Raw genomic sequence first — 24,279 nt, forward strand, 5'->3', positions numbered from 1 at the left:
GCACCATCACCATTACGCAACCGGGTCAGAAAGACCCAATGACCATCACGCTGAGCAAAGATCAAACCAGCCTGACGGACATTAAAGATGCGATTAACAAACAGCAGGGCAGCGTTACCGCCAGTATTATCAAGTCTGATGACAATACCTATTATCTGGCCCTGACCTCACGCGATACCGGTACCACTAATGAGATGACGGTGTCTACCGATGACAGCGCCCTGGCGCAGTACATTGGTTTTACCAAAGGTGGCGGTAGCAATGGCATGACGGAGCAGGTGGAAGCGGCCGATGCCAAACTGAGCATCAACGGCGTCGCCATCACCCGCAGCAGCAACACCATTACTGATGCGCCGGAAGGCGTCACGCTAAACCTGACCAAAACCAACACCGGCAGCCCGGAGACCTTATCCGTCACCAAGGATAATGCGCCGATGATCGCCGCGGTGCAGGCTTACGTTGACGCGTACAACTCGCTGCAGACTACCATCAGTAACCAGACCAAATACACCGCCGTGGATCAGGGCAGTACCTCGCAGGACTCCAGCAATGGCGATCTGATAGGTGATGGCACGCTGCGTAACATTCAGACCAGCCTGCGCTCTAAGCTGTCCACCAGTGCCCAGAGCGGCGGCAGCATTTCCCTGCTGTCACAGATCGGCATTACCCAGGATGTGAATGGCAAGCTGACCGTCGACAGCACCAAACTGAACAAAGCGCTGGATGAAAAATCGGCAGATGTGGTCAGTTTCCTGTCAGGTGACGGCAAAACCACTGGCTTTGCAACCCAGACCAGCAATTACCTCGATCAGATTCTGGGCACCAATGGTTCCGTGCAGAACGCTACCGATGGTATTAACAAGACGCTAAAAAAACTGTCTGATGATTACGATCGGGTAAATGCGCAAATCACGACTACTATGGCGCGCTATAAGACACAGTTCACCAATCTGAACACACTGGTCTCATCCATGACCCAGACGCAGAACTATCTGACGCAGCAGTTCGCGAACATGAGCAGTTAACAGGAGTTAAATATGTACGCCAAATCGGGCATTCAGGCCTACGCACAGGTCGGTTTAGAGAGTGCCGTGTTGAGTGCCAGCCCACATCAGCTGGTGGTAATGCTGTTTGATGGCGCACTGAGCGCTATGAAAAAAGCCACCATTCTGATGGATCAGGGTGATATTCCCGGTAAGGGTCAGGCGCTGACGAAAGCGATAAACATCATTACTAACGGACTGCGAGCTGGTCTGAACCATGAAGTTGGTGGCGAATTGTCTGCCAATCTTGACGATCTGTATGAATACATGACGCGCCGTCTGCTGGAGGCCAATCTGCGTAACGATCCGCAAGCGATTGCAGAAGTCGAAGCGCTGTTGAGCAATATTGCAGAGGCGTGGAAGCAAATCGGCCCTAACCAACAGCAGGACTCGTATTAATGTCGACACACGTTGATTTACTTCAGGGCTATCAGCAACTGCTGCAGCTCAGTAACGCGATGCTCGCGCAGGCCAGAGGTGGCCAGTGGGATGACTTGATCGCTTGTGAGATGACTTATCTGCGAAATGTAGAGAGCGTGACGCGCGAGCAGGATACCAGTGCTTTGTCTTCCGGATTACGCTTACAGATCCGTCCGATGCTGAAACAGGTACTGGATAATGAAAGCGAGATAAAAACCTTACTGACTCAGCGCATGGATGAACTGCGATCGCTGGTGCAAACGACGTCGCAACAACAAAAAGTCACCTCAGCCTATGGCCGCTTCTCTAACAAGGTACTCTACCCGGGGAACCTTTAATCCACAGATTGCGCGGGTAACGGCACTGTGGCCTTACCCGCGCAATCGGATTATTTCTCTGCCGTGACCGGCCTGAGAATCTGCGGCTCAATATCCTGAATCACCGCGTCGCCAGGACGCTTTGCCACTTCGTCCAGCGCCTGCTGGCACTCGACGGTTGGGCGATCCACTTTACGCAGCGTCAGTCCATCGTAGTGCAGCTCACCGTTCTCCAGCGAGAGCGGCATCACGCGCGCCTGACGGTTAACGTTAACCCAGTCATCATCCAGGCGCGTCAGCTTGCCCGGTTTGGCAATCACCCGCTGCCACTGGCGGCAGTCAAGGGTAGTGCCATCAGCGCTGACGATCAGGCTGGCCATAGCCTCGCTGTTGATCAGCTTGCTCTGCGGTCCCATCGTCTGCCAGTTACCCTGCAGTTCCAGCGGTGCCGGGGTTTTTACCGCTTCGTCATAACTGTTGATTTGCGCACAGCCGCTCAGCGCCAGCGCCAGCGCGGCCAGTACCATCCACTTTTTCATCTTCGGTCCCTACACTCGCATCAATGGCGGCTACGTTATAATGTTTTCCCGGCGTGACGCAAGGTATCTGCGGTGGAATCCCCCTTCTCTTTCTCCGGCGCCCTCAAGCTGTTCAACTCTTCGCCGATAACCTGATGTGAAGTCTAAAGCACCTGCACCCATAACAATATTGACGACTTACTCACCCTGGTTTCGGAGAACGCTGTTATGCGATTGACCCTTCGCGCACGTCTGGCTGCGATTGTCAGCCTGCTGTGCCTGTTACTGATTATTGCTGCCGTCTGGGGAATTATCGGCCTGCGCGCTGCCGATCAGCGCGCGCAAAATGCCTATCAGAACGAGCTGCTCCCGCTGCAATACTCTTCACGCCTGTACCGCATGGTGCAGGAGCAATCCGCTACCCTGTTCGATGCGCTGCGCTACTGGACCGACAGCAGTGAAGTGGAAAAACGCCTGGCACGCATTGCGCAGTACGGTCAGCAAATCAACGCCGATCGCCATACCTGGCAGCAGCTGGCGTTTGATGCGCAGACCAAACCGCTGAGCCAGCGCTTCCTGACCCATCTCGACGGCTGGCAGGGTGCGCTGCACGAAGCCGGTGAGCTGCTGAAAGGCGGTAACCCGTCCGCCGCACTGGTGGTGATCGAAACCCGCCTGCGCAGCGGCAGCCAGTTGCTGCAGCAGGATATCGATCAGCTGGATACGCTGATGCGCCAGCATGCGCAGACGGCCTGGCAACAGGGCAACCGCGACTACCTGCTGGCACGCAATAGCCTGTTCGCCATCCTGCTGTTGGGTCTGAGCCTGGCGCTGGTCTCCGGCTGGCTGCTGATCCGCTCGATTAACCGTTCCATCGCCCAGGCGCGCGAGCTGGCGGATGCCATTGCCGGCGGCGAGCTCAATCACCGTATCGGTACGGTAACGCGCGATGAGATGGGGGAACTGATGCAGGCGCTGCTGCGCATGGATGTGCGGCTGGCGGAGATCGTGCGCGAGGTGGGCGAAAGTGCCCATGCACTGAGCGATGCGGCACGCCAGATGGCGGATGGCAACGACGATCTGTCGGAGCGCACCCACGCGCAGGCCAGCTCGCTGGAGCAGACTGCGGCCAGCATGGAGCAGATGACCGCCACGGTGAAACACAACGCGGACAACGCCGCGCAGGCCAACGAGCTGGCAAGCGATGTGCGCCATCAGGCCGAGCGCGGCAGCGGTGTTCTGCGCGACGCGGTGAGTGCGATGGAGGAGATTGAATCCTCCAGCAAGCGCATCGCGGATATCAACCGCGTGATTGATGAAATCGCCTTCCAGACCAACCTGCTGGCACTGAATGCGGCGGTAGAAGCGGCGCGCGCCGGGGAACAGGGACGCGGCTTCGCGGTGGTGGCGTCAGAGGTGCGACAGCTGGCGCAGCGTTCGGCCGGTGCCGCACAGGAGATCAAGGCGCTGATCGATGCCAGCGTAGGTAAAGTCGAAGCCGGCAGCGCGCTGGTGCAGCGCTCTGGCGAGATGCTCAACGACATCAATCATGGCGTGGCGCGCATGGTGGATATCGTTGGCGAGATCGCCGTGGCCAGCCGCCAGCAATCCAGCGGCATTGAGCAGGTGAACACCGCGGTAATCCAGATGGACGGTGCCACCCAGCAGAATGCATCGCTGGTGCAGCAGGCCAGCGCGGCCAGCCAGACGGTGAGCCAGCATGCCGGTTTGCTGGTGGAAAAAATGGCATTCTTCCGCCTGCAGCAGCCATAAGGAGCCGCCATGAAGCGTACCATAATCGCGCTGCTGGCCGCGCTGCCGCTGCTCAGCCAGGCCGCCACCACGCTCAATATCGCCACCATTGCCAATGGTGACATGACTATCATGCAGCAGCTGTCGAGCCGTTACGAACAGCAGCATCCGGACGTGAAACTACAATGGCACGTGATGGATGATGGCGCCCTGCGCCAGGCGGTGCTGGCAGCCATGAACAGCGGTGACGCAAAATTTGATGTGATTACCGTGGGTACCTATGAAGCACCGCTGTGGGGTAAAAAAGGCTGGCTGGCGCCGCTCAATAACCTGCCGCCAGAGTATGACAGCGACGATCTGCTGACGCCGGTGCGCAAAGCACTATCCTGGCAGCAAACGCTGTACGCGCTACCGTTTTACGGGGAAAGCAGCATGACCTATTACCGCAAAGATCTGTTTGCGGCGAAAGGGCTGACCATGCCAGACGATCCCGACTGGACCGACATCAAAAATTTTGCGGCGAAACTCACCGATCCTCAGCACGGTATCTATGGCCTGTGCCTGCGCGGCCAGCCCGGCTGGGGCGATAACGTGGCCCTGCTCACCACCATGGCCAACGCCTATGGTGCGCAGTGGTTTGACGATCGCTGGCAGCCGACGCTGAATTCGCCAGAGTGGCGTGAGGTATTGACCGATTATCTGGCGATGGTGAAACAGGACGGTCCGCCGGATACGGCCAGCAATAGCTTTGGCCAGATCCTGCGTCTTACCGCACAGGGAAAATGCGCGATGTGGATCGACAGTACCGTCGCCGCCGGGCTGCTGATTAACCCGCAGATCTCGCTGGTGGCGGACAAGCTGGCATTTGCGCCGGCGCCGGGCGGCATTACGCGCAACGGCTCGCACTGGCTGTGGTCGTGGGCGCTGGCGGTACCGGCTAACTCACCGCAGCGCGCCGCCGCCGTGGACTTCATCAGCTGGGCGACCTCGCGGCAGTATATTCAGCAGGTCGCGGATACCGTCGGCTGGGGAGCTGTGCCACCCGGCAGCCGCAACTCCACCTACCAGCAGCCAAACTACCAGCGCCTGGCGCCTTACGCCGCTCAGGTGCGCAGCGCGATTGAATCCGCCACCGTCGATCAACCGACATTGAACACCGTACCTTACACCGGTGTGCAGTACGTCAGTATTGCTGGCTTTGATCAGATGGGTAACGCCGTCGGGCAGAATCTGGCGGCGCTGCTGCAGGGCAAGCTGACGGTGGACCAAACGCTGGAAAAAAATCAGCAGGACGTGACGCGCCTGCAAGCCGCACAGCAGTAAACATTCGGGGTTCCTGACAAGTCGCCGTGTGCGGGTTACACTAACGCGCAATTTGACCGGCAGGAACCCCGAATGAAAACCCCTGAAGAGTATTACGCCCAGGCCCGCAGCCTGTTTTTCACCGCCCACCCTGATTTTCAGTCCGCGCTGGATGAACTGAGTGAGAGTGATGCGCGCGCCGCCAATATGTCCCTGCGTGAACTGCGCGCGTGGCACGCCGAGCGCATCTATGCCGCGTTTCTGCGGCAGAAGAAGCTCGACGGCATGCTGTTCTCCATCCAGCTGGCGGAACCGGATAAAGCGGTTGCTGCACAAGCGATTGAAACCTATCTGAAATCTCACGCGGAAGCACTGGGTATGACGTGGGAAGAGTTCTGTATTAAGAACGAGTTATAAGCGATGTACTGATAAAAAGGCGATCGGAGAGAAATTTCCGGGGAAAAAGTTGTACAAGATAGGAAAAGTTGTATAACTTAATACTCACGACGACTGTCGTCGATTGTCCTTGAACGAAAGGTGCTATTGCACCGCCTCTGGAGGTGTTGCTGGATTTCCACCTCCAGAGGTTCGATTTTTTGCGTGCGCCCTCTGCTTTAGCCCGCTTTACTCCCCTGTCGTTGCATCTTTACGCCGCGCTGTTTCACCCGTATGAAAATAATTGCCGCCCTGCCGCTTGTCACTGGTTTTATTTACAGTAATATGACGCTCCCACTTTGATTACTGGAATGCCCTGATGTTTGTGGAGCTGATTTACGACAAGCGCAACGTAGCCGGATTACCGGGCGCGCGCGAAATGATTTTGCAGGAGCTGGAGAAACGCGTGCAGCGCGTCTTTCCGGATCTGGAGGTGCGGGTTAAGCCGATGGAGCGAAACGCCATCGAAACCGATATGAGTAAAAACGACAAGGCGACGATTGCGCGTATTGTTGAAGAGATGTTCGATGAAGCCGAGATGTGGCTGGTGGCCGATTAGGCCACCAGCAGCCGCGCTTAGCTTTCCTGCTCGCTGTGATTGATGGCGATTTCCAGATCCTGAATCGCCTGATCGATATCATCCAGCAGCTGTCCCTGCTTGTTGATCAGCGCATCAAAACGCGTGGCGTACTCTTTATCCTTATACTCCCCGGCATCAAAGGCCAGCCAGTGGCTGGAAAGCGTCTCAGTGTTGGTCTGCGCATAGTGACGCATCTCTTTTAGCTGTGAGGTGACATCACGCAGGTAGTCAGTTTTGGTTTTGATTGCCTCTGTATCACTCATGCTATTTTCCTTTTTGCTGATAAAGCCAGTTAAAATAACGCCTGAGCAATTAAAGTTAGCAGATAATAGCGAAGCCGCCTGCAGAATTATCCGAAGTATGTAGCCGCAGGGAAAAGGGACATCCCTGTCCCTTTGTTATGCCCGCCTGAATTACAGATACTTCTTCGCCAGCGCAATCAGTTCATCCTTTGCGGCGCTGCCCAGCTTCAGCACGCCCTGTTCAACAAAGCTGAAGGCCTGGACAAAGTCCTTCACCCCGGCGCTGATATCCTGCGCCACCGCATCGCTGGCGGCGGTCGCAGCCACCGGCGCGTCAGGGGCAACAACCGGTGCGGCGGTCTGCGCGTTGCGCACGCCAGGTGTGGCGGCCGCCGAGGCGCCTGCGCTGGCCGAGCCGTTCGCCAGCGTATCCTGCGTTGCCAGCTGCTGATCGAGATCGACCGGAGCATCCGCATGAAACGGTTGCTCAGCGCTGGCGGGCGCTGCCGGTTGCGCAGCTGGCGTTGCGGCTGCCGGCGGCGTTGCTGGCTGGGCAACGCTATCAGCTGCGCTGTCAGCGGCAGCCGGCACAGCAGACGTGCTGGCCGTTTCGTTGGCAAAACTCTCCAGCGGTGATAATGCCTGTTGCGCCGCAGCGCTGGTTGGATTGATGACAGTTTGATCGCTCATAATTTTCTCCTTATTGCTAAATAAAGACCGCAGTTGCTGCAAACGGACTGCGATCCGCTCGGTAATACGCATCAGGTCCTCCTTAGCGCCGCGGCTGTGGCGCGGTTTGCTGCCCGGCCGGCGGCGTGGAGGGCGTTGAGGTGTGGCTGGCGCTGCGCGGCGGCTGAGCATCCAGCTTTTTCTGTAGCTCGACCAGCTGGCTGGTCAGTTCGGCGACCTTTGCTTCGCGTCGATCGGAGATCGCCCGGTACTGCTGGCGAATCTCCTCCACGCGCCGGTTGGCGTCGTTATTGACGTAAAGAAACAGAATGGTCATCGCCACACACAGCAGCGATAACAGCATCAGCAGGCCACCCAGCATCAAATGACGGCGGTGGCTTCGCACCAGCAGTTCACTGTTTATCTGCACCATCGCGGTTCTCCTCCAGAGTGGTGATCAATTGATTAATCTGGCTGCGAAACTTATCGCTGTGCTCGGCTTCGGTGGTCGCCAGCAGGATACCGAGTGCGTTCTTGATCAAACGCAGATCGGTCTCCAGCGATGAGATACGCCGCAGGTTTTTGTCGTGACGGATACGCAGTTCATCGTTTTCCTGGCGCATCAGCGCATGGCTCTCCTTGAGAAGCAGCACCTGCTCTTTGTAGCTGGTGATGATCTCGCCGCCCGCGCGATTGCTGGTGACGATAGAAGCGATCCCCGCCATCAGGGGTTTCCAGAACACCGCTGCCGCGCCACCGCCAAGCAGCAGTGCGCCTACGCTGGTGACCAAACTACTCTCCATGCCCTACCTCTCTCACCTGGCGAGGGTTAGCCGGACACCCCGCTGACCTCCCTCGCCAGTATCACGGCCAGCGGCATATTTAAGTTTACTTTAAATAATGATTTTAAGTATACTTAAGTCAAGCCTGGAGGAGTTGTCAAGATGATGAAAAAAGAATCTGGTGGTGAGCGCATTCGCCAGCGCCGTAAGGCAATGAAATTAACGCAGCAGGCGCTGGCCAATGGCATTGGCGTGTCGCACGTTGCGGTTTCGCAGTGGGAGAAAGAAGAGACGGTGCCGCGTGGTGAGCATCTGCTGCGGCTGGCGGAGTTGCTGCAGTGTAGCGCGGCGTGGATTATTGATGGCGACGGCCAGCCGTTTGCCAGTACGCACACTTCCCCCGCTCTCACTGCCGTGCCGCTGGTCACGCTGGTGCAGGCCGCGGACTGGCTGAATGAGCAGCGACTGCAGTGGCAGCAGCAGGCTGTCCGCTTTCTTTACAGTGACGAAGCGCTGAGCGACAGTGCGCTGGCGGTTACGCTGGAAGATGACGCCATGAACCCGGCGTATCGCGCCGGCGACCGGTTGATCTTTGATCCGCAACGCGTGCCCCAGCCGGGCGATGTGGTGCTGGCGCGGGTAGACGACGTCGCGATGGTGCGAATTATTCGGATGCACGACGAGCAAATTTTCTCGTTACGGCCGCTGAACGAAGATTTTCCCGTGCAGCAGAGTCAGAAAAGTACGCTGGAACTGATTGGCACGCTAGTGGAAATGCGGCGGCGCGGCAGCCGCTGAAGCAGCAAAAAACCCGCCACGCGGCGGGTCAAATCCAACAAAAGACTACGGCAAAAATCACAACGTGTCGGTGAGATGATCGACGACCACCCTTCCCTCGGGATCGGTTTGCGTTATACGGTAGCTGACGCGGTAAGAGCGGCGGTTACTCAGTTTGTCGAACAGCGCCACGCTGCCCTTGTGCTCACCGTTGGCACCGACAATGTGCCATTCGGTGACATCTTCCTGTCCCCGGTTATGCAGGCGTAATAAGCTCTGCTCAACTAAACGATCGCTTTCATCAATCTTCAAATAATCACGCAACATCTTTATCACCTCCGGTTAACCCGGCTAACGATACGCTTTTCATTTATCCTTTCAATCGAATTTATTTATCGTTCACGCCGCTGGCCAGCGGTTGAGTAAAAATTCCCCCTGCCGTGCCCCGCCAGCCGCTTCGGTTAAGTGGAATTTTATAAAATAGTTAACGATCACGCGTCTCAGCGCTGGACAGATCCAGCCGTCTGGCTGTTAATGTAAGGCAAAATAACGATAGCGCCGGACAATCTCATGCTGACTACCATCCTTTACCGCAGCCACCTCTATGATCACGTTCCCATCAAAACGCTGGAGGATATGGTTGGCAAAGCCAATAAGAAAAACGAAGTTTCAGATGTCACCGGCATTCTGTTGTTTGATGGGCGACATTTCTTCCAGCTGCTTGAAGGACCCGATCAGGCCGTTCAGGGCATTTACGACCGTATCTGCCGCGACGCCCGCCATCACAATCTGGTTGAGCTGATGCATGACTTCGCGCCAGCCCGGCGCTTTGGTAACGTCGGTATGGAGCTGTTTGACCTGCGCGAGCATGACAAATCCAGCGTGCTACAGGCGGTGCTGGATAAAGGCACTTCGCGTTACCAGCTCACCTATGACGACCGTGCACTGCAGTTCCTGCGCACCTTCGTTGAGGCGCGGGAAAAAGAGAACTATTTCGAGATCCCGCCGGCGAATACCTGGGAATTTATTACTGATGCGGAAAGCCAGCGTCAGCTGGAGAGTCTGCAACACTATGTACAGGATTGCCGGTTTGCGTTTCAGCCGATTGTTGATCCCTTCTCGCGGCGTATTACGGCCTATGAAGCGCTGATTCGCACGCCGGACGGCGGTTCACCGCAGGAGTACTTCTCTGCGTTTGGCGGTGATGCGATTTACCACGCCGATATTCAGTCCAAGAGTCTGGCCTTCAACCTGGCGAAAAATCTCGGCCTCGGCGAGCAGACGCTGACCATCAATCTGCTGCCGATGTCGCTGGTCACCGTCCCGAATGCGGTGGATTTCCTGCTGCAGGAAATCGCGGCCAACGATCTGGTACCGGAGCAGATCGTGGTGGAAGTGACGGAGAATGAAATCATCTCGCGTGCCGAAGAGTTTACAGCAGAAGTAAGAAAACTTAAGGCGGCGGGTATCAGCCTGGCGCTGGATGACTTTGGTGCCGGGTTTGCGGGTTTGTCGCTGCTGTCTAAATTCCAGCCGGATAAGATCAAAATCGATCGGGAAATCATCAGTGACGTGCACAAAAGCGGTCCAAAACAGGCGATTGTACACGCCATCATTAAGTGCTGCGCTTCGCTGGAGATCGCGGTGATTGCTGAAGGCGTGGAGAAAGCCGAGGAGTGGATGTGGCTGGAAGCGGTGGGTGTCAGTCAGTTCCAGGGCTATCTGTTTGCCCGTCCGCAGTTTAATGGTTTTCCGGCAGTGGCCTGGCCGGAGATCAAGTAACTCACACGCTGACCGCCGTAATTACGGCGGTCACGCGCTTAACACTCAGTCTCGCGTGCCGGTTCCTCCAGCCGTTCACTGAGCACCACGTATTTCATCAGCTCAAACGTGCGCTGCGTCATTGGCACCGCGCTGCACGGGCGAAACCAGCCAAACTGCTTCTGGTACAGCCACACTTCCGGATGACGCTCGCCATCTTTAATCCAGTAATAACCATCATTCATAGGTTTGCCCAGCGGCCTGCGCCGCGAATCAGACATTCATGCGTGCCCGATAAAGTGATACGCCCTCTGGCGTAATGAGTAACCCTGCTTGCATGAAAGCTTACTCCAGCTAATTACTGTAGCAGAGAATAGAGGCAATTGTGCATTTCACGCTGGGCTTATTCAGGCAGGAAACGAGACGCGAAGAGAATAAATGCCCCTAAGCTAAGGGGCGAAACAAACAGGCAACTAAACGTCCGTGTTTCGGCAATGGAGTGGAGTACGACAGACACAGGTTTCAGGAAGCGATATCGTCAGGCGTGCGCTGAACAATAAGTTCCAGTGCCTGGCGATAAATATCCAGCTGAACCACGTCATGTTCAGACTCTAATCGCTCCAGCAGCGCCAGAATAATATCTTTATTGCTCACACGCAGTTTCACCGCTGCCAGTTGCTTATAAATCAGCGCAATGATCTCTTTTTCACTGGCATATTCTGAATCCGCGTGCTGGAAATATTCTGACAATTGAGACTCTGTTGACGCCAATGCATTCTGTTCCATAACAAGCCTCATCGGGTGAGCTGCAGTGCAAACTGCAGTGATTAATCGGTTACTCAGGTTAAATTTTTGAATCAGCACAGGTAAAAAAGCAGCCTCTGAAAGTGGAAATCCACAACACCTTCAGAGGCGATGCAAAGCATCATTCGTTACGTGTGACTGACTGCCACAAGCGAGAAGTTATACAAAGATGGAAAACTTGTACAACAATTTAGTTAGCATTTCGTGTGGTCAGAGGAGATTTGCACAATAATTTTGCCATTCCCTTCAACAATAAATCACCATTTTTGCAGGAAAAATCATGCGGTTAACCTGAATAAAATATCAGGCGCTGTGCTAAGCCTCTCTTTCTGCTCAACAAAATTATTTTTACTCCTAGCTGACGCGTGCACTTCTATACAGCCCCCATAAACTTGTACAACTTTGCAAAACTGTACAATTTAGCCGTTCTGCGTGTAGAGTGTGAAAACGATTACGGCCGCCAGAAACGGCCAGCGATCAGCTAAAATTCATCACAACAAAACCCCTGCTGGAGAGAAAGATGAAACAACACGAAACCAACAAGGAGCGTAAAAACGAGGGCGAGGTACACAAGGGTTTACCGGAAGCCGCGCCGCATGCAGGTAATGCTTATGAGGAAGATGATCATCCAGCCCATGATGATGCTCGTGAGCACGGCGAAATCCCGCGTACACGCGATGACAGTCAGGATGACAAAAAAGATCCTTATCAGGATCAGTAAAATACCTTCGATGATATCTGGACCGACCCACCGGATGTTATTTTCGTGGCCGCTGACTGCTGGCGTTAATAAGCGAAGCGGCAACCGAGATTGATCATTGAGTTTAATTAAGACATTATTTTGCGGAAATTAGAGAAGGCGTGCCTTCATTCATTTCTGGAGAGCACTGATGGATACGGGTTTTTACTGGGTAGGCAGCAGCACAACTGAGCCTGAGGTATGGTACTGGGATGCTGGACGCGGTTTTTATCGCCCGATGGAGCCGATACCGCTTTCTCTGCCTCGTTTTAAATCTGCCGGTTTTAAACTTCTCAGTGGCAAACTGATGCCACCGGAAGAGGTGCAATCTGCTTAGGTTTTCGTCTGCAGGTGAGAATATTGTCAGTTACGCTGTTAAGCGCAGCGTAGCTGAACTATATTCCTGTGAGGAGGACATGATAATGCAGGAAGGATTTTATTGGGTGCAGCGCGGCGCAGAACAGCCAGAAGTCTGGTTTTTCTCAACCAGTGGAGAAGGTGCCTGGTTTGAACCCACCAAAAACGATGCCATCAGCAAGCAACGCTTCGCTGAACAGGGCTACAGGACGATCAGCGAAAAACTGTCACTGCCCTGACCCTGACGAAACCGCCTCTCTCAGGCGGTTTTTTATTGCGCGCCGCTAGACCTGCATGCTCATGATCTCGCTGTAGGCATTCACCAGCTTGTTACGCACCTGAATCCCCATCTGCATCGAAATCGACGATTTCTGCAGATCGACCATCACATCATTCAACTGGATGCCCGGTTTACCCAGCTCAAAATCCTGCGCCTGACTGCGCGCAGCGGTCTGGGTGGCGCTGATTTTATCCAGCGCGGCTTTCATGGTGGCACCAAAATCGAGCTGACTGGCGGACTCGGTCGGTTTGCCACTGGCCTGCAGTGACGTCAGCTGCAGCTGCTGCAGTACGCCATCAATTGCCTGAATTGACATTGCCTGTACCTCATAGATGAAGGGTTCTTTTTTTCACGGAGGAAAAGTTAACACACTGTCAATAGGACAAAGGCGCTAAATGACTGCAAAAAACCCGGCTTATCCAGCCATCGAAGTGACACGATTCATCAAATAATGCCAGGCATTAGATTGGAATTTCATTTTTTCCCCTACCCCGTCGGCCAGCAACACGGCATCAACGGGCGGGGATGCGTATCAGGGAGTCAATTTTGTCACCTACATACACCCGGTCAATTATGTCAGGCAGGAATTGGTCATGAATGCGAGTGCAGCCGCCACACAGGATACAGCAAAGAAAGGCTTTAATGACCTTCTCGCCCGCCTGCGCGCAAATCCGCGTATTCCATTAATCGTTGCTGCCGCGGCCGCTATCGCCGTGGTTCTGGCGCTGGTGCTGTGGGCCAAAGCGCCCGACTATCGCGTTCTCTATAACAACCTCTCTGATGAGGATGGCGGCGCGATTGTTACCCAGCTCACCCAGATGAACATCCCTTACCAGTTCGCTGAAAACGGCGGCGCCCTGATGGTGCCCGCCGATAAAGTGCATGAGCTGCGTCTGCGCCTTGCCCAGCAGGGACTGCCGAAAGGGGGTTCGGTAGGCTTTGAGCTGATGGATAAAGAGAAGTTTGGTATCAGCCAGTTCAGTGAGCAGATTAACTACCAGCGTGCGCTGGAAGGTGAGCTGGCGCGCACCATCGAAACGCTCGGACCGGTGAAGAGCGCGCGCGTGCATCTGGCGATGCCAAAACCGACGCTGTTCGTGCGCGAGCAAAAATCCCCGTCTGCCTCAGTAACGCTGAACCTGCAACCGGGCCGTGCGCTGGATGAGGGCCAGATTCAGGCGATTCAGCACATGGTCTCCAGCAGCGTAGCCGGTCTGCCACCAGGCAATGTAACCGTGGTCGATCAGGCGGGTCGCCTGCTGACGCGCTCCGACAGCGAAGGCCGCGATCTTAACGATGCCCAGCTGAAATATGCCTCCGAAGTGGAAGCACGCTATCAGCAGCGCATTGAAGCCATTCTGAATCCGATTCTCGGTCAGGGTAATGTGCATGCGCAGGTGACCGCGCAGATTAACTTTGACCGCAGCGAGCAGACGGACGAGAAGTATCAGCCGAATGCGAACCCGAATAACACGGCGATTCGCTCACGTCAGACCAGCACCAGCGATCAGAACGGCAGCCCTTATCCGGGCGGCGTACCGGGTGCGCTGTCGAATCAGCCTGCGCCAGCCAATACCGCGCCGGTCACCAACCCGCAGCAGCAGAACAATAACAACGCTAACGGTCAGCAGAACAACAACAACGCGCAGAATGCCGGCACCGCGACCAGCACCGCGCAGAGCAGCGGCCCGAGCAGCTCCAGCCGCAACGACACGGTGAACTACGAGCTGGATCGCACCATTCGTCACACCAAACTCAACGTCGGTGACGTGCAGCGCCTGTCGGTCGCCGTGGTGGTCAACTACCGCGATGACGGCAAAGGCAAAGCGGTGGCGCTGAACGATCAGCAGATCAAGCAGATTGAAGATCTGACCCGCGAAGCGATGGGCTATTCGCAAACGCGTGGCGACAGCGTCAACGTGGTGAACTCGCAGTTCAACACCACCGAGCCGACCGGCGGCGACCTGCCCTTCTGGCAGCAGCAGTCGTTCTTTGATCAGCTGATGACCGCCGGTCGCTGGCTGCTGGTGGCACTGGTTGCCTTCATCCTTTACCGCAAAATGGTGCGTCCGCAGCTGCTGCGTAAACGTGAAGCCGAGAAAGCCGCCGCCGAAGCCGCCGCTGCCCGTGCTGCCGCGCGTGAAGAAGAAGCCGCTTACAGCGTCCAGATCAATAAAGACGAGCTGGACCAGGAGCGCAAATCTAACAACCGCATGAGCGCCGAGGTGATGAGCCAGCGCATCCGCGATATGTCTGAAAACGATCCGCGCGTTGTGGCGCTGGTTATCCGCGAATGGATGAGTAACGAACTATGAGTCTGACCGGTACTGAAAAGAGCGCCATTCTGATGATGACCATTGGCGAAGAGCGTGCGGCGGAGGTGTTTAAACACCTCAACCAGCGTGAGGTACAGCACCTCAGCGCCGCGATGGCCAGCATGAAACAGATTTCGCACAAGCAGCTGACCGAAGTGCTGTGCGAGTTCGAAACCGATGCCGAACAGTTTGCTGCGCTGAGCCTCAACTCCAACGACTACCTGCGTTCGGTGTTGATCAAGGCGCTGGGTGAAGAGCGCGCCTCCAGCCTGCTGGAAGATATCCTCGAAACGCGCGAAACCACCAGCGGCATGGAAACCCTCAACTTTATGGAACCGCAGGCGGCGGCGGATCTGATCCGCGACGAGCACCCGCAGATTATCGCCACCATTCTGGTGCACCTGAAGCGCGGCCAGGCGGCGGATATTCTGGCGCTGTTCGACGAGCGTCTGCGCCACGATGTGATGCTGCGTATCGCCACCTTCGGCGGTGTACAGCCGGCGGCGCTGGCGGAGCTGACCGAAGTGCTCAACGGCCTGCTGGATGGCACCAACCTCAAGCGCGCGAAGATGGGCGGCGTAAGAACCGCAGCGGAAATCATCAACCTGATGAAAACCCAGCAGGAAGAAGCGGTTATCGAAGCAGTACGCGACTTCGATGGCGAGCTGGCACAGAAGATTATCGACGAGATGTTCCTGTTCGAAAACCTGGTGGAAGTGGACGACCGCAGCATCCAGCGTCTGCTGCAGGAAGTGGAGTCCGAGCAGCTGCTGATTGCCCTGAAAGGCGCCGAGCAGCCGCTGCGCGAGAAATTCCTCAAAAACATGTCGGCGCGCGCCGCCGATATCCTGCGCGACGACCTCGCCAACCGTGGCCCGGTGCGGATGTCCGCGGTGGAGAACGAACAGAAAGCAATCCTGCTTATCGTGCGCCGTCTGGCGGAAGCAGGCGAGATGGTAATTGGTGGTGGCGAGGAAACCTATGTCTGATGCCTTTTCCGCCCGTGCATGGCAGCGCTGGCAGCCTGATGATTTAGGCGCGCCGCAGCCGCCTGAGCCTGAACTGCTGCTGGCAGAGGAGCCTGACAGCGACCTCGTGCTGAGCGAGGAAGATGAACAGCAGCAGCAGCTGGAACGTCTGCAGCAGCAGATGCGTAAAGATGCGCAGACGCAGGGCTACAGCGAAGGTTATCAGAAAGGCTTCGCCGAAGCGCAGCAAAACGGCTATGACGCCGGGTTCCAGCAGGGACTGGCCGATGCCCAGCAGCAGCAGGCTCCGCTGCAGGCGCGTATGCAGCAGCTGGTCACCGAGTTTCATCACACGCTGGAAGCGCTGGATAGCGTGATTGCATCGCGCCTGATGCAGCTGGCGCTGGAAGCGGCGCGTACGGTGATTGGCCAGGCGACGCAGGTGGATGGCAGCGCCCTGCTGCGCCAGATCCAGCAGCTGATTCAGCAGGAGCCGATGTTCAGCGGCAAACCGCAGCTGCGCGTGCACCCGGACGATCTGCAGCGCGTTGAGCAGACGCTGGGCCCAACGCTCGATTTACATGGCTGGCGTTTGCTGGCCGACAGTTCGCTGCATCCCGGCGGCTGTAAACTCAGCGCCGAAGACGGCGATCTGGATGCCAGCGTCGCCACGCGCTGGCAGGAGCTGTGCCGTCTGGCGGCACCGGGAGCATTCTGATGACGTCACGCCTTTCGCGCTGGCTGGGCGCGCTCGACAGTTTTGAAGACCGCATCAGTCAGGTGCAGACGGTGCGCCGCTATGGCCGCCTGACGCGCGCCACCGGTCTGGTGCTGGAAGCCACCGGCCTGCAGCTGCCGCTGGGCGCCACCTGCATTATTGAGCGCCACGACAACGGCACGATTACCGAAGTGGAAAGCGAAGTGGTCGGCTTCAACGGCCAGAAACTGTTTCTGATGCCGCTGGAAGAGGTCGACGGCATTCTGCCCGGCGCGCGCGTGTATGCCCGCGTGCACGGCGATCACAGCGGTAAACAGCTGCTGCTGGGGCCGGAGCTACTCGGCCGCGTGCTGGACGGCAGCGGCAAGCCGCTGGATGGCCTGCCCGCGCCGGAAACCGGCTACCGCGCGCCGCTGATCACCGCGCCGTTCAACCCGCTGCAGCGTACGCCGATCCACGATGTGCTGGATACCGGCGTGCGGGCGATCAACGCCCTGCTCACTGTGGGCCGCGGCCAGCGTATGGGGCTGTTTGCCGGCTCCGGCGTGGGGAAATCGGTGCTGCTCGGCATGATGGCGCGTTACACCAAAGCCGACGTCATCGTGGTGGGCCTGATTGGTGAACGTGGCCGCGAAGTTAAAGAGTTTATCGAGAACATTCTTGGCGCCGAAGGGCGCGCGCGCTCGGTGGTGATCGCCGCGCCGGCCGACGTATCGCCGCTGTTGCGTATGCAGGGGGCCGCTTATGCCACGCGCATCGCCGAAGATTTCCGCGATCGCGGTCAGCACGTGCTGCTGATTATGGACTCCCTCACCCGCTACGCCATGGCGCAGCGTGAGATCGCGCTGGCGATCGGCGAGCCGCCGGCCACCAAAGGCTATCCGCCTTCGGTGTTCGCGAAGCTGCCGGCGCTGGTAGAACGCGCCGGCAACGGCATTCACGGCGGCGGTTCAATCACCGCGTTCTATACCGTACTGACCGAAGGCGACGACCAGCAGGACCCGATTGCCGACTCGGCGCGCGCCATTCTCGACGGCCACATTGTGCTGTCGCGTCGCCTGGCCGAGGCCGGTCACTATCCGGCCATTGATATTGAAGCGTCGATCAGCCGTGCCATGACCTCGCTGATTGATGAAACCCACTATGCGCGCGTGCGCCAGTTCAAGCAGTTGCTCTCCAGCTTTCAGCGTAACCGCGATCTGGTGAGCGTCGGCGCTTATGCCGCAGGCAGCGATCCGATGCTGGACCGGGCCATTAAGCTCTATCCGCAGATGGAAGCTTTCCTGCAGCAGGGCATTTTTGAACGCAGCGATTATGACGATGCCTGTCTGCACCTGCAGGCGATGTTCGGCTAACGCCGCCCGACTTGAGGTAACGCGATGAAGACAGCCAATGCGATTGATACGCTGCGCGACCTGGCGGAGCAGGATCTGGAACAGGCGGTGATCCACCTCGGCGACATGCGTCGCGGTCAGCAGCAGGCCGATCAGCAGCTCAGCATGCTGCTCGATTACCAGGATGAGTACCGTAACAAGCTCAATCAGGATATGTCCGGCGGCATCGCCAGCACGCGCTGGAGCAATTATCACCAGTTTATTCAGACGCTGGAAAAAGCCATCGAACAGCATCGCCAGCAGCTTAATCAGTGGAACCAGCGGCTGGAACAGGCGCTGAGCAACTGGCGTGAAAAGCATAAGAAGCTGAATGCCTATCAGACGCTGATTACCCGCGCGGAAGAGAACGCATTACGACAGGAAAGCCGTCTCGATCAGAAACGGATGGATGAATTTGCCCAACGGGCCGCATTGAGGAAAGGCGAATGAACACGCTGCCAACACTGCTGACACAGCTTGCTAAAACCGGCAAAGCACAACCTTCAGCGGCAGTGGACAATCTGTCCGCTGCTGACACCCTGCCGCAGGGATTTATTACCGAGCTGGGCAACCGCCTGCTGACGCTGGTTAAGCAGCAGGGGAATGGCGCGCAATCCGCTGATCTGGCGGCAGAAATTGACGCGAAAAACGTCACAAAAGCGTCATTAAGCGCCCTGCTGCAGGCACTGGACAAACCAGAGGCGTTAAACGCACTTTTACAGCCGGAAAACACTAAAGCCGGACTGAAATCAGCCGATGATAATGACAAGCGCGCAGCAAGTTCGTTAACTGCCAGCGACTTACAGAATGTGCAGGCGCTGTTTGCCATGTTGCCAGCGATGGTTGAAAACCGCAGCAGCCCGCCAGCGGATAACAGCACCACGCTGGAGACCCGGGGTGAGGCGCGCACCAGCCTAAACGCTGCGTTACTTAACAGTTCGCTGCAAAGTGCGCTGAAAGAGGAACAGGCGAAGCCGGATGGCCAGCCATCTAAAGGCAGCGATGCGCTGACCAGCCTGACCGGTGTCAGCCATAGCCCGGTGCAGAGCGCGGCCGCCAGCGGCACGCCGGCCAGCAACAGCGGTATGACGCTGGATGAGAGTTTTCAGCAGGTGCTGAGCACGCTGAGCAAACCGGAAGAGCGGCGCGAGATGCTCAGCAGCCATGACAGCAGCGCGCCGGCCATCAGCAGCCCGCTGAGCAGTACCAGTCCGCTGGTCAGCACCACGGCCAGCACCAGCAGCGCGCCTTCCACGCCGATGCTGAATGCGGAGCTGGGCAGCAACGAGTGGCAGCAGGCGCTGAGCCAGCAGATTGTGATGTTCAGCCGTAACGGCCAGCAGAACGCCGAGTTACGTCTGCATCCGGAAGACCTCGGCGCGATACAGATCAGCCTGACGCTGGATAAAGATCAGGCACAGTTAACAATGGTTTCCAGCCACAGCCATGTGAGGGCCGCGCTGGAAGCGGCGCTCCCACAGCTGCGTACGGCGCTGGCGGAGAGCGGCATTAACCTGGGACAGAGTAACGTCAACAGCGACGCCTTCGCACAGGGCCAGAGTTATCAGGGCCAGCAGGAAGGACGTCGCGACGGCCAGTACGGCAGCTTTACCCTCTCCCAGGACAGTGACAACGAGATAACGCCTATTGCCGTCCCGGCAGCCCTCCAGGCGCGCGCGACCGGCAACGGCGCTGTCGATATCTTTGCCTGACAGCGACTAAACGCTGAAGGTAAGCGTAAAACCCGCGTCTTTTCTTCCCATTGTTTGACTTAAGACGCGGGATAATCTGTCCAGGTAAGCCGAGAGGCTTGCCCATAATTCACAGGAAGTAACTGCAAACATGTCTGATAACGCGAAAGCTAAAGGCCGCAAACGTTCATTACTAATTCCGGTGTTACTGATTGTAACGCTGGCCGCTTGCAGCGTGGCAGGCTATGCAGTCTGGCGAATGATGAATAAACACGAGGGTGACAAGCCGGAGGCTGCCAAAGTGGAGCCACCGCCCGCCCCGGTATTTTTTGCAATGGATACGTTTACGGTTAACCTGGTCAATCCCGATAACGATCCCGATCGCGTGCTGTACGTAGGCTTTACCCTGCGTCTGCCGGATGAGGATACCCGTCGTCGGCTGAATGACTACCTGCCTGAGGTGCGCAGCCGTTTGCTGCTGCTGCTTTCACGTCAGAGCGCCAGCGCGCTGGCAACCGAGCAAGGCAAACAGGCCCTGGTTGAACAGATCAAACAGGTGCTGGCGCCACCGCTGGTAAAAGGTCAACCTGCGCAGGTAGTCAGTGACGTGCTGTTTACCGCCTTCATTTTGAGGTGACTTAATGGGCGATAGCATTCTCTCCCAGGCTGAGATTGACGCGCTGCTCAATGGCGACAGTGACAGTGCGGAAGTAGAGAACAGTTCCAAAGGGGCCGATGGCGATATCCGCCCCTATGATCCCAATACCCAGCGTCGCGTGGTGCGCGAGCGTCTGCAGGCGCTGGAGATCATCAATGAGCGTTTTGCACGTCATTTCCGTATGGCGCTGTTCAACCTGCTGCGCCGCAGCCCGGATATCAGCGTTGGGGCAATCAAGATTCAGCCGTACCATGAGTTTGCCCGCAACCTGCCGGTGCCAACCAACCTGAACCTGATTCACCTGCAGCCGCTGCGGGGGACTGCGCTGGTGGTGTTCTCGCCGAGCCTGGTGTTTATCGCCGTGGATAACCTGTTTGGCGGCGACGGTCGTTTTCCGACCAAAGTGGAAGGCCGTGAGTTCACCCATACCGAGCAGCGCGTGATTCGCCGCATGCTCAAGCTGGCGCTGGAAGGCTACAGCGACGCATGGAAAGCCATTTATCCGCTGGAAGTGGAATACGTGCGTTCTGAAATGCAGGTGAAATTCACCAACATCACCACCTCACCGAACGATATCGTGGTCAACACGCCGTTCCAGGTGGAGATTGGCAACCTGGTGGGTGAGTTCAATATCTGTATTCCGTTTTCGATGATTGAGCCGCTGCGCGAGCTGCTGGTCAATCCACCGCTGGAGAACTCGCGTCAGGAAGATAACCACTGGCGCGACAATCTGGTGAAACAGGTGCAGCACTCGGAGCTGGAGCTGATTGCCCACTTCGCTGAAACGTCGCTGCGTCTGTCACGTATTTTGCAACTGAAACCTGGTGACGTCCTGCCCATTGAGAAGCCGGACCGCATCATTGCCCACGTCGACGGCGTACCGGTACTGACGAGCCAGTATGGCACGCTCAACGGCCAGTATGCGCTGCGTGTAGAACATCTGATTAACCCGATTTTGAATTCGCTGAATGAGGAACAGCCCAATGAGTGACAGCAAAAAACCGTCCGATGATATCTCTGCGGACGATCTGTGGGCTGAAGCGATGAACGAGCAGGCGGCGACCAGCAGTGCGGCGGAGCCAGGCGATAACGTATTTAAGTCGCTTGAGGCCAGCGCCGCCAGCGGCTCGCTGCAGGACATCGATCTGATCATGGATATCCCGGTCAAACTGACCGTGGAACTGGGCCGTACCAAGATGACCATCAAAGAGCTGCTGCGCCTGACGCAGGGTTCGGTGGTGGCGCTTGACGGCCTGGCCGGCGAGCCGCTGGACATCCTGATCAACGGCTATCTGATCGCCCAGGGTGAGGTGGTGGTGGTGAACGACAAATATGGCGTGCGCATCACCGACATTATTACTCCGTCCGAACGTATGCGTCGTCTGAGCCGCTAATCATGTTAAAAAACGCGCAAACCGTTCAGCCCGCTCACGCCCAGCCGGTGGTATCCACCAGTTCGGTTGTTGGACAAGTCAGTAGCGTGCTGGCGGTGATCGTGCTGCTGATTCTGGCCTGCGGCTGGCTGGCGAAACGCCTCGGCTTTGCGCCGAAAGCGGTGAGCGGCCAGGCGCTGAAAGTCAGCGCCAGCGTGCAGGTTGGCCGCCAGGAGCGGGTGGTGATTGTTGATACCGCCGATGCGCGTTTAGTGCTGGGCGTCACCGCTCAGCAGATCACCCATCTGCACTCGCTGCCGCCGCTGCCACCGGAAGCGTCCCTGCCCGTCAGCGCGGCGCCGCAGGATTTTCGTCAGCTGTTTCAGAACCTGGTTAAACGTCCCGGAAAACCCCAATGATGCGTCGATTGCTCCCTCTTCTGCCGCTGCTGATGCTGCTGGCACCGGCTGCCCATGCGCAGCTGCCGGGTTTGATCAGCCAGCCGCTGGCCAATGGCGGCCAGAGCTGGTCGCTGCCGGTGCAAACGCTGGTCTTCATTACCTCGCTGACCTTTATTCCGGCGGTGTTGCTGATGATGACCAGTTTCACCCGCATCATTATTGTGTTTGGTCTGCTGCGTAACGCACTGGGCACGCCATCCGCGCCGCCGAATCAGGTGATGCTGGGTCTCGCGCTATTCCTGACCTTCTTTATCATGGCGCCGACCTTCGACAAGATTTACACCGATGCCTATCTGCCGTTCAGCCAGGACAAAATCAGCATGGACGTGGCGATCGACAAAGGTGCCCAGCCGCTGCGTGAGTTCATGCTGCGCCAGACGCGCGAAGCCGACCTGGCCCTGTTCGCCCGTCTCGCCAACAGCGCGCCGATTCAGGGGCCGGAAGCGGTGCCGATGCGCATTCTGCTGCCCGCCTATGTCACCAGCGAGCTGAAAACCGCTTTCCAGATTGGTTTCACCGTCTTTATTCCGTTTCTGATCATCGACCTGGTAGTCGCCAGCGTACTGATGGCGCTGGGGATGATGATGGTGCCGCCGGCCACTATTTCGCTGCCGTTTAAGCTGATGCTGTTCGTGCTGGTGGATGGCTGGCAGCTGCTGGTGGGATCGCTGGCGCAAAGTTTTTACTCCTGAGTGGCTTTCCGCCCTCACCTTTCTCTCGACAGGAGCGCAACATGACACCGGAATCGGTAATGGTAATGGGCCAGGAAGCGATGCGTATCGCCCTGATGATGGCCGCTCCGCTGCTGCTGGTGGCGATGGTGAGCGGTTTGCTGATCAGTATTCTGCAGGCGGCAACGCAGATTAACGAACAGACACTGTCGTTTATCCCGAAAATTCTTGCCGTTGCGGCCACCGCCGTGGTGGCCGGACCGTGGATGCTCAACCTGATGCTGGACTACATCCGTACCCTGTTCAGCAACCTGCCTTATATCATCGGCTAATGGTCACCCTCGACAGCAGCCAGCTGGTGCACTGGGTGGCGCAATTCTTCTGGCCGATGGTGCGTTTGCTGGCGCTGTTTGCCAGCGCGCCGCTGCTGAATGAACGTTCGATTCCAAAACGGGTCAAAATTGGACTGGCGGTAGTCACCACCTGGATTCTGATGCCGCTGCTGCCGCCGGTCGAAGTGACGCTGTTTACTCCGGCGGGCTTCTGGATGCTGGTGCAGCAGTTGCTGATTGGCGTGGGGATTGGTCTGACCATGCAGCTGGCTTTTTCTGCCGTGCGGCTGGCCGGTGAGATGATTGGTCTGCAGATGGGTCTCTCTTTTGCCACCCTGCTCGACCCGAACAGCCGGATCAACATGCCGCTGCTGGCCCGTTTTCTCGACATGCTGGCGATGCTGCTGTTCCTGACCTTCAACGGTCACCTGTGGTTGATCTCGTTACTGGTGGACAGTTTTCACACGTTGCCGATTAACGATCAGCCACTCAACGCCAACGCCTTCATGGCGCTGACCAAAGCCGCCAGCTTAATTTTCCTTAATGGCATGATGTTAGCGCTACCCCTAATAATTCTGCTCCTCACGCTAAACCTGGCACTAGGTTTGTTAAACCGCGTTTCACCTCAGCTGTCGGTTTTCGCCATCGGCTTCCCAATCACCTTAACGGTAGGGATCCTGAGTCTGGGTATGATGATGCCGTTGCTTGCACCTTTCTGTGAACATCTGTTCGGTGAAGTCTTTGATTTACTCGCGCAGTTTGTATCAGAACTTTCCCCTGCCCGTTGATTAACGATACTGTTAACCTTCTTATACGATAGTTAAGTAATCAAAAACATTCTGTGCATTTTTCGAACCATATTTTTCAGAAATCAACTGAGGATATTCTGATAAATGCGCATTTATGGTGAAAATTATTCTTATTAAACGGCGCTTCGCGTA

The 24,279-nt window shown here is 56.9% G+C and carries 34 protein-coding genes; 25 read left to right on the forward strand and 9 right to left on the reverse strand.

Annotated features, from left to right (window positions below; translation table 11 throughout):
* From fliD to fliT, 3 genes are all read left to right on the forward strand, one after another.
* Positions 1-1,025 (forward strand): flagellar filament capping protein FliD (fliD, locus tag FT726_RS13460; protein WP_346302920.1); only part of this gene is annotated, 1,025 nt, incomplete at its 5' end.
* Between the two features lie 12 nt (positions 1,026-1,037).
* Positions 1,038-1,442, forward strand: coding sequence for a flagellar export chaperone FliS (gene fliS / locus FT726_RS13465; protein WP_059009604.1), 405 nt, complete (start codon positions 1,038-1,040; stop codon positions 1,440-1,442).
* On the forward strand, positions 1,442-1,801 hold the full coding sequence (fliT, locus tag FT726_RS13470) for a flagella biosynthesis regulatory protein FliT (protein WP_288421784.1): 360 nt from the start codon (positions 1,442-1,444) through the stop codon (positions 1,799-1,801). The genes fliS and fliT overlap by 1 nt, the downstream gene beginning before the upstream one ends.
* 50 nt (positions 1,802-1,851) lie before the next feature.
* Here fliT and yedD read toward each other — a convergent pair whose 3' ends face one another.
* Positions 1,852-2,319 carry a lipoprotein YedD gene (yedD, locus tag FT726_RS13475; protein WP_288421783.1) on the reverse strand — a complete coding sequence of 156 codons (468 nt, stop codon included), beginning with the start codon at positions 2,317-2,319 and terminating at the stop codon, positions 1,852-1,854.
* Positions 2,320-2,526: 207 nt separating this feature from the next.
* On the opposite strand from yedD, the gene FT726_RS13480 reads away from it, so the two are divergent.
* The 4 genes from FT726_RS13480 to FT726_RS13495 all read left to right on the forward strand — a co-directional run bounded on the left by FT726_RS13480 (position 2,527) and on the right by FT726_RS13495 (position 6,346).
* Positions 2,527-4,071, forward strand: a complete 1,545-nt coding sequence (locus tag FT726_RS13480; RefSeq protein WP_125311399.1) for a methyl-accepting chemotaxis protein — start codon at positions 2,527-2,529, stop codon at positions 4,069-4,071.
* Positions 4,072-4,080: 9 nt separating this feature from the next.
* Complete coding sequence (locus FT726_RS13485) at positions 4,081-5,373, forward strand: sugar ABC transporter substrate-binding protein (RefSeq protein ID WP_058780709.1); 1,293 nt, start codon at positions 4,081-4,083, stop codon at positions 5,371-5,373.
* A gap of 72 nt (positions 5,374-5,445) precedes the next feature.
* On the forward strand, positions 5,446-5,769 hold the full coding sequence (locus FT726_RS13490) for a DUF6388 family protein (RefSeq protein WP_127834271.1): 324 nt from the start codon (positions 5,446-5,448) through the stop codon (positions 5,767-5,769).
* Between the two features lie 337 nt (positions 5,770-6,106).
* Entirely contained in the window at positions 6,107-6,346 is a 240-nt protein-coding gene (locus FT726_RS13495; protein WP_021509882.1) for a DinI-like family protein, read from the forward strand.
* A 17-nt stretch (positions 6,347-6,363) separates the two neighbouring features.
* Here the strand turns inward: FT726_RS13495 and FT726_RS13500 are convergent, their stop codons facing one another.
* From FT726_RS13500 to FT726_RS13515, 4 genes are all read right to left on the reverse strand, one after another.
* Entirely contained in the window at positions 6,364-6,630 is a 267-nt protein-coding gene (locus FT726_RS13500; protein WP_021509881.1) for a hypothetical protein, read from the reverse strand.
* Positions 6,631-6,780: 150 nt separating this feature from the next.
* Complete coding sequence (locus FT726_RS13505; RefSeq protein WP_288421776.1) at positions 6,781-7,299, reverse strand: hypothetical protein; 519 nt, start codon at positions 7,297-7,299, stop codon at positions 6,781-6,783.
* An 82-nt stretch (positions 7,300-7,381) separates the two neighbouring features.
* Positions 7,382-7,711, reverse strand: coding sequence for a hypothetical protein (locus tag FT726_RS13510; RefSeq protein ID WP_127834273.1), 330 nt, complete (start codon positions 7,709-7,711; stop codon positions 7,382-7,384).
* Positions 7,692-8,081, reverse strand: a complete 390-nt coding sequence (locus tag FT726_RS13515; RefSeq protein ID WP_031280179.1) for a hypothetical protein — start codon at positions 8,079-8,081, stop codon at positions 7,692-7,694. Before FT726_RS13515 ends, FT726_RS13510 begins: the two co-directional genes overlap by 20 nt.
* Before the next feature lie 141 nt (positions 8,082-8,222).
* Here FT726_RS13515 and FT726_RS13520 point away from each other — a divergent pair, with 141 nt between their 5' ends.
* A complete protein-coding gene (locus FT726_RS13520; protein WP_058757403.1) occupies positions 8,223-8,858 on the forward strand; it encodes a S24 family peptidase in 636 nt (211 codons plus the stop codon).
* 57 nt (positions 8,859-8,915) lie between these two features.
* On the opposite strand, the gene FT726_RS13525 is transcribed toward FT726_RS13520, so the two are convergent.
* Positions 8,916-9,164 (reverse strand): hypothetical protein, encoded by a 249-nt coding sequence (locus FT726_RS13525; RefSeq protein ID WP_211726884.1) that lies wholly within the window; start codon positions 9,162-9,164, stop codon positions 8,916-8,918.
* 243 nt (positions 9,165-9,407) lie between these two features.
* Here FT726_RS13525 and FT726_RS13530 point away from each other — a divergent pair, with 243 nt between their 5' ends.
* The gene (locus tag FT726_RS13530) at positions 9,408-10,619 is read left to right on the forward strand and encodes a diguanylate phosphodiesterase (protein WP_222951906.1); all 1,212 of its coding nucleotides are present in this window, start codon (positions 9,408-9,410) and stop codon (positions 10,617-10,619) included.
* A gap of 38 nt (positions 10,620-10,657) precedes the next feature.
* Here FT726_RS13530 and FT726_RS13535 read toward each other — a convergent pair whose 3' ends face one another.
* Both FT726_RS13535 and FT726_RS13540 read right to left on the reverse strand, forming a co-directional pair.
* Positions 10,658-10,879 carry a hypothetical protein gene (locus FT726_RS13535; protein WP_150060136.1) on the reverse strand — a complete coding sequence of 74 codons (222 nt, stop codon included), beginning with the start codon at positions 10,877-10,879 and terminating at the stop codon, positions 10,658-10,660.
* 241 nt (positions 10,880-11,120) lie between these two features.
* A complete protein-coding gene (locus FT726_RS13540) occupies positions 11,121-11,384 on the reverse strand; it encodes a biofilm/acid-resistance regulator YmgB/AriR (RefSeq protein WP_031280177.1) in 264 nt (87 codons plus the stop codon).
* A 538-nt stretch (positions 11,385-11,922) separates the two neighbouring features.
* On the opposite strand from FT726_RS13540, the gene FT726_RS13545 reads away from it, so the two are divergent.
* From FT726_RS13545 to FT726_RS13555, 3 genes are all read left to right on the forward strand, one after another.
* A complete protein-coding gene (locus FT726_RS13545) occupies positions 11,923-12,123 on the forward strand; it encodes a hypothetical protein (protein ID WP_058757398.1) in 201 nt (66 codons plus the stop codon).
* Between the two features lie 169 nt (positions 12,124-12,292).
* Positions 12,293-12,478: a hypothetical protein gene (locus FT726_RS13550; protein ID WP_058785645.1), complete on the forward strand. Its 186-nt coding sequence runs from the start codon at positions 12,293-12,295 to the stop codon at positions 12,476-12,478.
* 85 nt (positions 12,479-12,563) lie between these two features.
* The gene (locus FT726_RS13555) at positions 12,564-12,737 is read left to right on the forward strand and encodes a hypothetical protein (protein ID WP_158251397.1); all 174 of its coding nucleotides are present in this window, start codon (positions 12,564-12,566) and stop codon (positions 12,735-12,737) included.
* A 45-nt stretch (positions 12,738-12,782) separates the two neighbouring features.
* Here the strand turns inward: FT726_RS13555 and fliE are convergent, their stop codons facing one another.
* Positions 12,783-13,094 carry a flagellar hook-basal body complex protein FliE gene (gene fliE, locus FT726_RS13560; RefSeq protein ID WP_021509871.1) on the reverse strand — a complete coding sequence of 104 codons (312 nt, stop codon included), beginning with the start codon at positions 13,092-13,094 and terminating at the stop codon, positions 12,783-12,785.
* Positions 13,095-13,371: 277 nt separating this feature from the next.
* Here fliE and fliF point away from each other — a divergent pair, with 277 nt between their 5' ends.
* The 13 genes from fliF to fliR all read left to right on the forward strand — a co-directional run bounded on the left by fliF (position 13,372) and on the right by fliR (position 24,126).
* Positions 13,372-15,093: a flagellar basal-body MS-ring/collar protein FliF gene (fliF, locus tag FT726_RS13565; protein WP_346302921.1), complete on the forward strand. Its 1,722-nt coding sequence runs from the start codon at positions 13,372-13,374 to the stop codon at positions 15,091-15,093.
* The gene (gene fliG / locus FT726_RS13570) at positions 15,090-16,082 is read left to right on the forward strand and encodes a flagellar motor switch protein FliG (protein ID WP_346302922.1); all 993 of its coding nucleotides are present in this window, start codon (positions 15,090-15,092) and stop codon (positions 16,080-16,082) included. The genes fliF and fliG overlap by 4 nt, the downstream gene beginning before the upstream one ends.
* Positions 16,075-16,779 carry a flagellar assembly protein FliH gene (gene fliH, locus FT726_RS13575; protein WP_021509868.1) on the forward strand — a complete coding sequence of 235 codons (705 nt, stop codon included), beginning with the start codon at positions 16,075-16,077 and terminating at the stop codon, positions 16,777-16,779. Before fliG ends, fliH begins: the two co-directional genes overlap by 8 nt.
* Entirely contained in the window at positions 16,779-18,134 is a 1,356-nt protein-coding gene (gene fliI / locus FT726_RS13580) for a flagellar protein export ATPase FliI (RefSeq protein ID WP_021509867.1), read from the forward strand. The genes fliH and fliI overlap by 1 nt, the downstream gene beginning before the upstream one ends.
* 24 nt (positions 18,135-18,158) lie before the next feature.
* Positions 18,159-18,602, forward strand: a complete 444-nt coding sequence (gene fliJ, locus FT726_RS13585) for a flagellar export protein FliJ (protein WP_021509866.1) — start codon at positions 18,159-18,161, stop codon at positions 18,600-18,602.
* A complete protein-coding gene (locus tag FT726_RS13590) occupies positions 18,599-19,864 on the forward strand; it encodes a flagellar hook-length control protein FliK (RefSeq protein ID WP_346302923.1) in 1,266 nt (421 codons plus the stop codon). Before fliJ ends, FT726_RS13590 begins: the two co-directional genes overlap by 4 nt.
* A 130-nt stretch (positions 19,865-19,994) precedes the next feature.
* Complete coding sequence (gene fliL, locus FT726_RS13595; protein WP_021509864.1) at positions 19,995-20,480, forward strand: flagellar basal body-associated protein FliL; 486 nt, start codon at positions 19,995-19,997, stop codon at positions 20,478-20,480.
* Positions 20,481-20,484: 4 nt separating this feature from the next.
* Entirely contained in the window at positions 20,485-21,492 is a 1,008-nt protein-coding gene (gene fliM, locus FT726_RS13600; RefSeq protein ID WP_021509863.1) for a flagellar motor switch protein FliM, read from the forward strand.
* On the forward strand, positions 21,485-21,895 hold the full coding sequence (fliN, locus tag FT726_RS13605; protein ID WP_021509862.1) for a flagellar motor switch protein FliN: 411 nt from the start codon (positions 21,485-21,487) through the stop codon (positions 21,893-21,895). The genes fliM and fliN overlap by 8 nt, the downstream gene beginning before the upstream one ends.
* A gap of 2 nt (positions 21,896-21,897) precedes the next feature.
* A complete protein-coding gene (gene fliO / locus FT726_RS13610) occupies positions 21,898-22,293 on the forward strand; it encodes a flagellar biosynthetic protein FliO (protein WP_058757392.1) in 396 nt (131 codons plus the stop codon).
* Positions 22,293-23,027 (forward strand): flagellar type III secretion system pore protein FliP, encoded by a 735-nt coding sequence (fliP, locus tag FT726_RS13615; RefSeq protein ID WP_031280176.1) that lies wholly within the window; start codon positions 22,293-22,295, stop codon positions 23,025-23,027. The genes fliO and fliP overlap by 1 nt, the downstream gene beginning before the upstream one ends.
* Before the next feature lie 41 nt (positions 23,028-23,068).
* On the forward strand, positions 23,069-23,338 hold the full coding sequence (fliQ, locus tag FT726_RS13620) for a flagellar biosynthesis protein FliQ (RefSeq protein ID WP_010618647.1): 270 nt from the start codon (positions 23,069-23,071) through the stop codon (positions 23,336-23,338).
* Complete coding sequence (gene fliR, locus FT726_RS13625) at positions 23,338-24,126, forward strand: flagellar biosynthetic protein FliR (RefSeq protein WP_021509859.1); 789 nt, start codon at positions 23,338-23,340, stop codon at positions 24,124-24,126. The genes fliQ and fliR overlap by 1 nt, the downstream gene beginning before the upstream one ends.
* The last annotated feature ends 153 nt before the right edge of the window (positions 24,127-24,279 follow it).

It is taken from the genome of Pantoea sp. Morm (assembly GCF_016643525.1).
Taxonomy (GTDB): Bacteria; Pseudomonadota; Gammaproteobacteria; order Enterobacterales; family Enterobacteriaceae; genus Pantoea; species Pantoea dispersa.

Coding starts and splice junctions, on each gene's coding strand:
- fliS (WP_059009604.1), top strand. CDS start 1,038: ATGTACGCCAAATCGGGCATTCAGGCCTACGCACAGGTCGGTTTAGAG.
- fliT (WP_288421784.1), top strand. CDS start 1,442: ATGTCGACACACGTTGATTTACTTCAGGGCTATCAGCAACTGCTGCAG.
- yedD (WP_288421783.1), bottom strand. CDS start 2,319: ATGAAAAAGTGGATGGTACTGGCCGCGCTGGCGCTGGCGCTGAGCGGC.
- FT726_RS13480 (WP_125311399.1), top strand. CDS start 2,527: ATGCGATTGACCCTTCGCGCACGTCTGGCTGCGATTGTCAGCCTGCTG.
- FT726_RS13485 (WP_058780709.1), top strand. CDS start 4,081: ATGAAGCGTACCATAATCGCGCTGCTGGCCGCGCTGCCGCTGCTCAGC.
- FT726_RS13490 (WP_127834271.1), top strand. CDS start 5,446: ATGAAAACCCCTGAAGAGTATTACGCCCAGGCCCGCAGCCTGTTTTTC.
- FT726_RS13495 (WP_021509882.1), top strand. CDS start 6,107: ATGTTTGTGGAGCTGATTTACGACAAGCGCAACGTAGCCGGATTACCG.
- FT726_RS13500 (WP_021509881.1), bottom strand. CDS start 6,630: ATGAGTGATACAGAGGCAATCAAAACCAAAACTGACTACCTGCGTGAT.
- FT726_RS13505 (WP_288421776.1), bottom strand. CDS start 7,299: ATGAGCGATCAAACTGTCATCAATCCAACCAGCGCTGCGGCGCAACAG.
- FT726_RS13510 (WP_127834273.1), bottom strand. CDS start 7,711: ATGGTGCAGATAAACAGTGAACTGCTGGTGCGAAGCCACCGCCGTCAT.
- FT726_RS13515 (WP_031280179.1), bottom strand. CDS start 8,081: ATGGAGAGTAGTTTGGTCACCAGCGTAGGCGCACTGCTGCTTGGCGGT.
- FT726_RS13520 (WP_058757403.1), top strand. CDS start 8,223: ATGATGAAAAAAGAATCTGGTGGTGAGCGCATTCGCCAGCGCCGTAAG.
- FT726_RS13525 (WP_211726884.1), bottom strand. CDS start 9,164: ATGTTGCGTGATTATTTGAAGATTGATGAAAGCGATCGTTTAGTTGAG.
- FT726_RS13530 (WP_222951906.1), top strand. CDS start 9,408: ATGCTGACTACCATCCTTTACCGCAGCCACCTCTATGATCACGTTCCC.
- FT726_RS13535 (WP_150060136.1), bottom strand. CDS start 10,879: ATGTCTGATTCGCGGCGCAGGCCGCTGGGCAAACCTATGAATGATGGT.
- FT726_RS13540 (WP_031280177.1), bottom strand. CDS start 11,384: ATGGAACAGAATGCATTGGCGTCAACAGAGTCTCAATTGTCAGAATAT.
- FT726_RS13545 (WP_058757398.1), top strand. CDS start 11,923: ATGAAACAACACGAAACCAACAAGGAGCGTAAAAACGAGGGCGAGGTA.
- FT726_RS13550 (WP_058785645.1), top strand. CDS start 12,293: ATGGATACGGGTTTTTACTGGGTAGGCAGCAGCACAACTGAGCCTGAG.
- FT726_RS13555 (WP_158251397.1), top strand. CDS start 12,564: ATGCAGGAAGGATTTTATTGGGTGCAGCGCGGCGCAGAACAGCCAGAA.
- fliE (WP_021509871.1), bottom strand. CDS start 13,094: ATGTCAATTCAGGCAATTGATGGCGTACTGCAGCAGCTGCAGCTGACG.
- fliF (WP_346302921.1), top strand. CDS start 13,372: ATGAATGCGAGTGCAGCCGCCACACAGGATACAGCAAAGAAAGGCTTT.
- fliG (WP_346302922.1), top strand. CDS start 15,090: ATGAGTCTGACCGGTACTGAAAAGAGCGCCATTCTGATGATGACCATT.
- fliH (WP_021509868.1), top strand. CDS start 16,075: ATGTCTGATGCCTTTTCCGCCCGTGCATGGCAGCGCTGGCAGCCTGAT.
- fliI (WP_021509867.1), top strand. CDS start 16,779: ATGACGTCACGCCTTTCGCGCTGGCTGGGCGCGCTCGACAGTTTTGAA.
- fliJ (WP_021509866.1), top strand. CDS start 18,159: ATGAAGACAGCCAATGCGATTGATACGCTGCGCGACCTGGCGGAGCAG.
- FT726_RS13590 (WP_346302923.1), top strand. CDS start 18,599: ATGAACACGCTGCCAACACTGCTGACACAGCTTGCTAAAACCGGCAAA.
- fliL (WP_021509864.1), top strand. CDS start 19,995: ATGTCTGATAACGCGAAAGCTAAAGGCCGCAAACGTTCATTACTAATT.
- fliM (WP_021509863.1), top strand. CDS start 20,485: ATGGGCGATAGCATTCTCTCCCAGGCTGAGATTGACGCGCTGCTCAAT.
- fliN (WP_021509862.1), top strand. CDS start 21,485: ATGAGTGACAGCAAAAAACCGTCCGATGATATCTCTGCGGACGATCTG.
- fliO (WP_058757392.1), top strand. CDS start 21,898: ATGTTAAAAAACGCGCAAACCGTTCAGCCCGCTCACGCCCAGCCGGTG.
- fliP (WP_031280176.1), top strand. CDS start 22,293: ATGCGTCGATTGCTCCCTCTTCTGCCGCTGCTGATGCTGCTGGCACCG.
- fliQ (WP_010618647.1), top strand. CDS start 23,069: ATGACACCGGAATCGGTAATGGTAATGGGCCAGGAAGCGATGCGTATC.
- fliR (WP_021509859.1), top strand. CDS start 23,338: ATGGTCACCCTCGACAGCAGCCAGCTGGTGCACTGGGTGGCGCAATTC.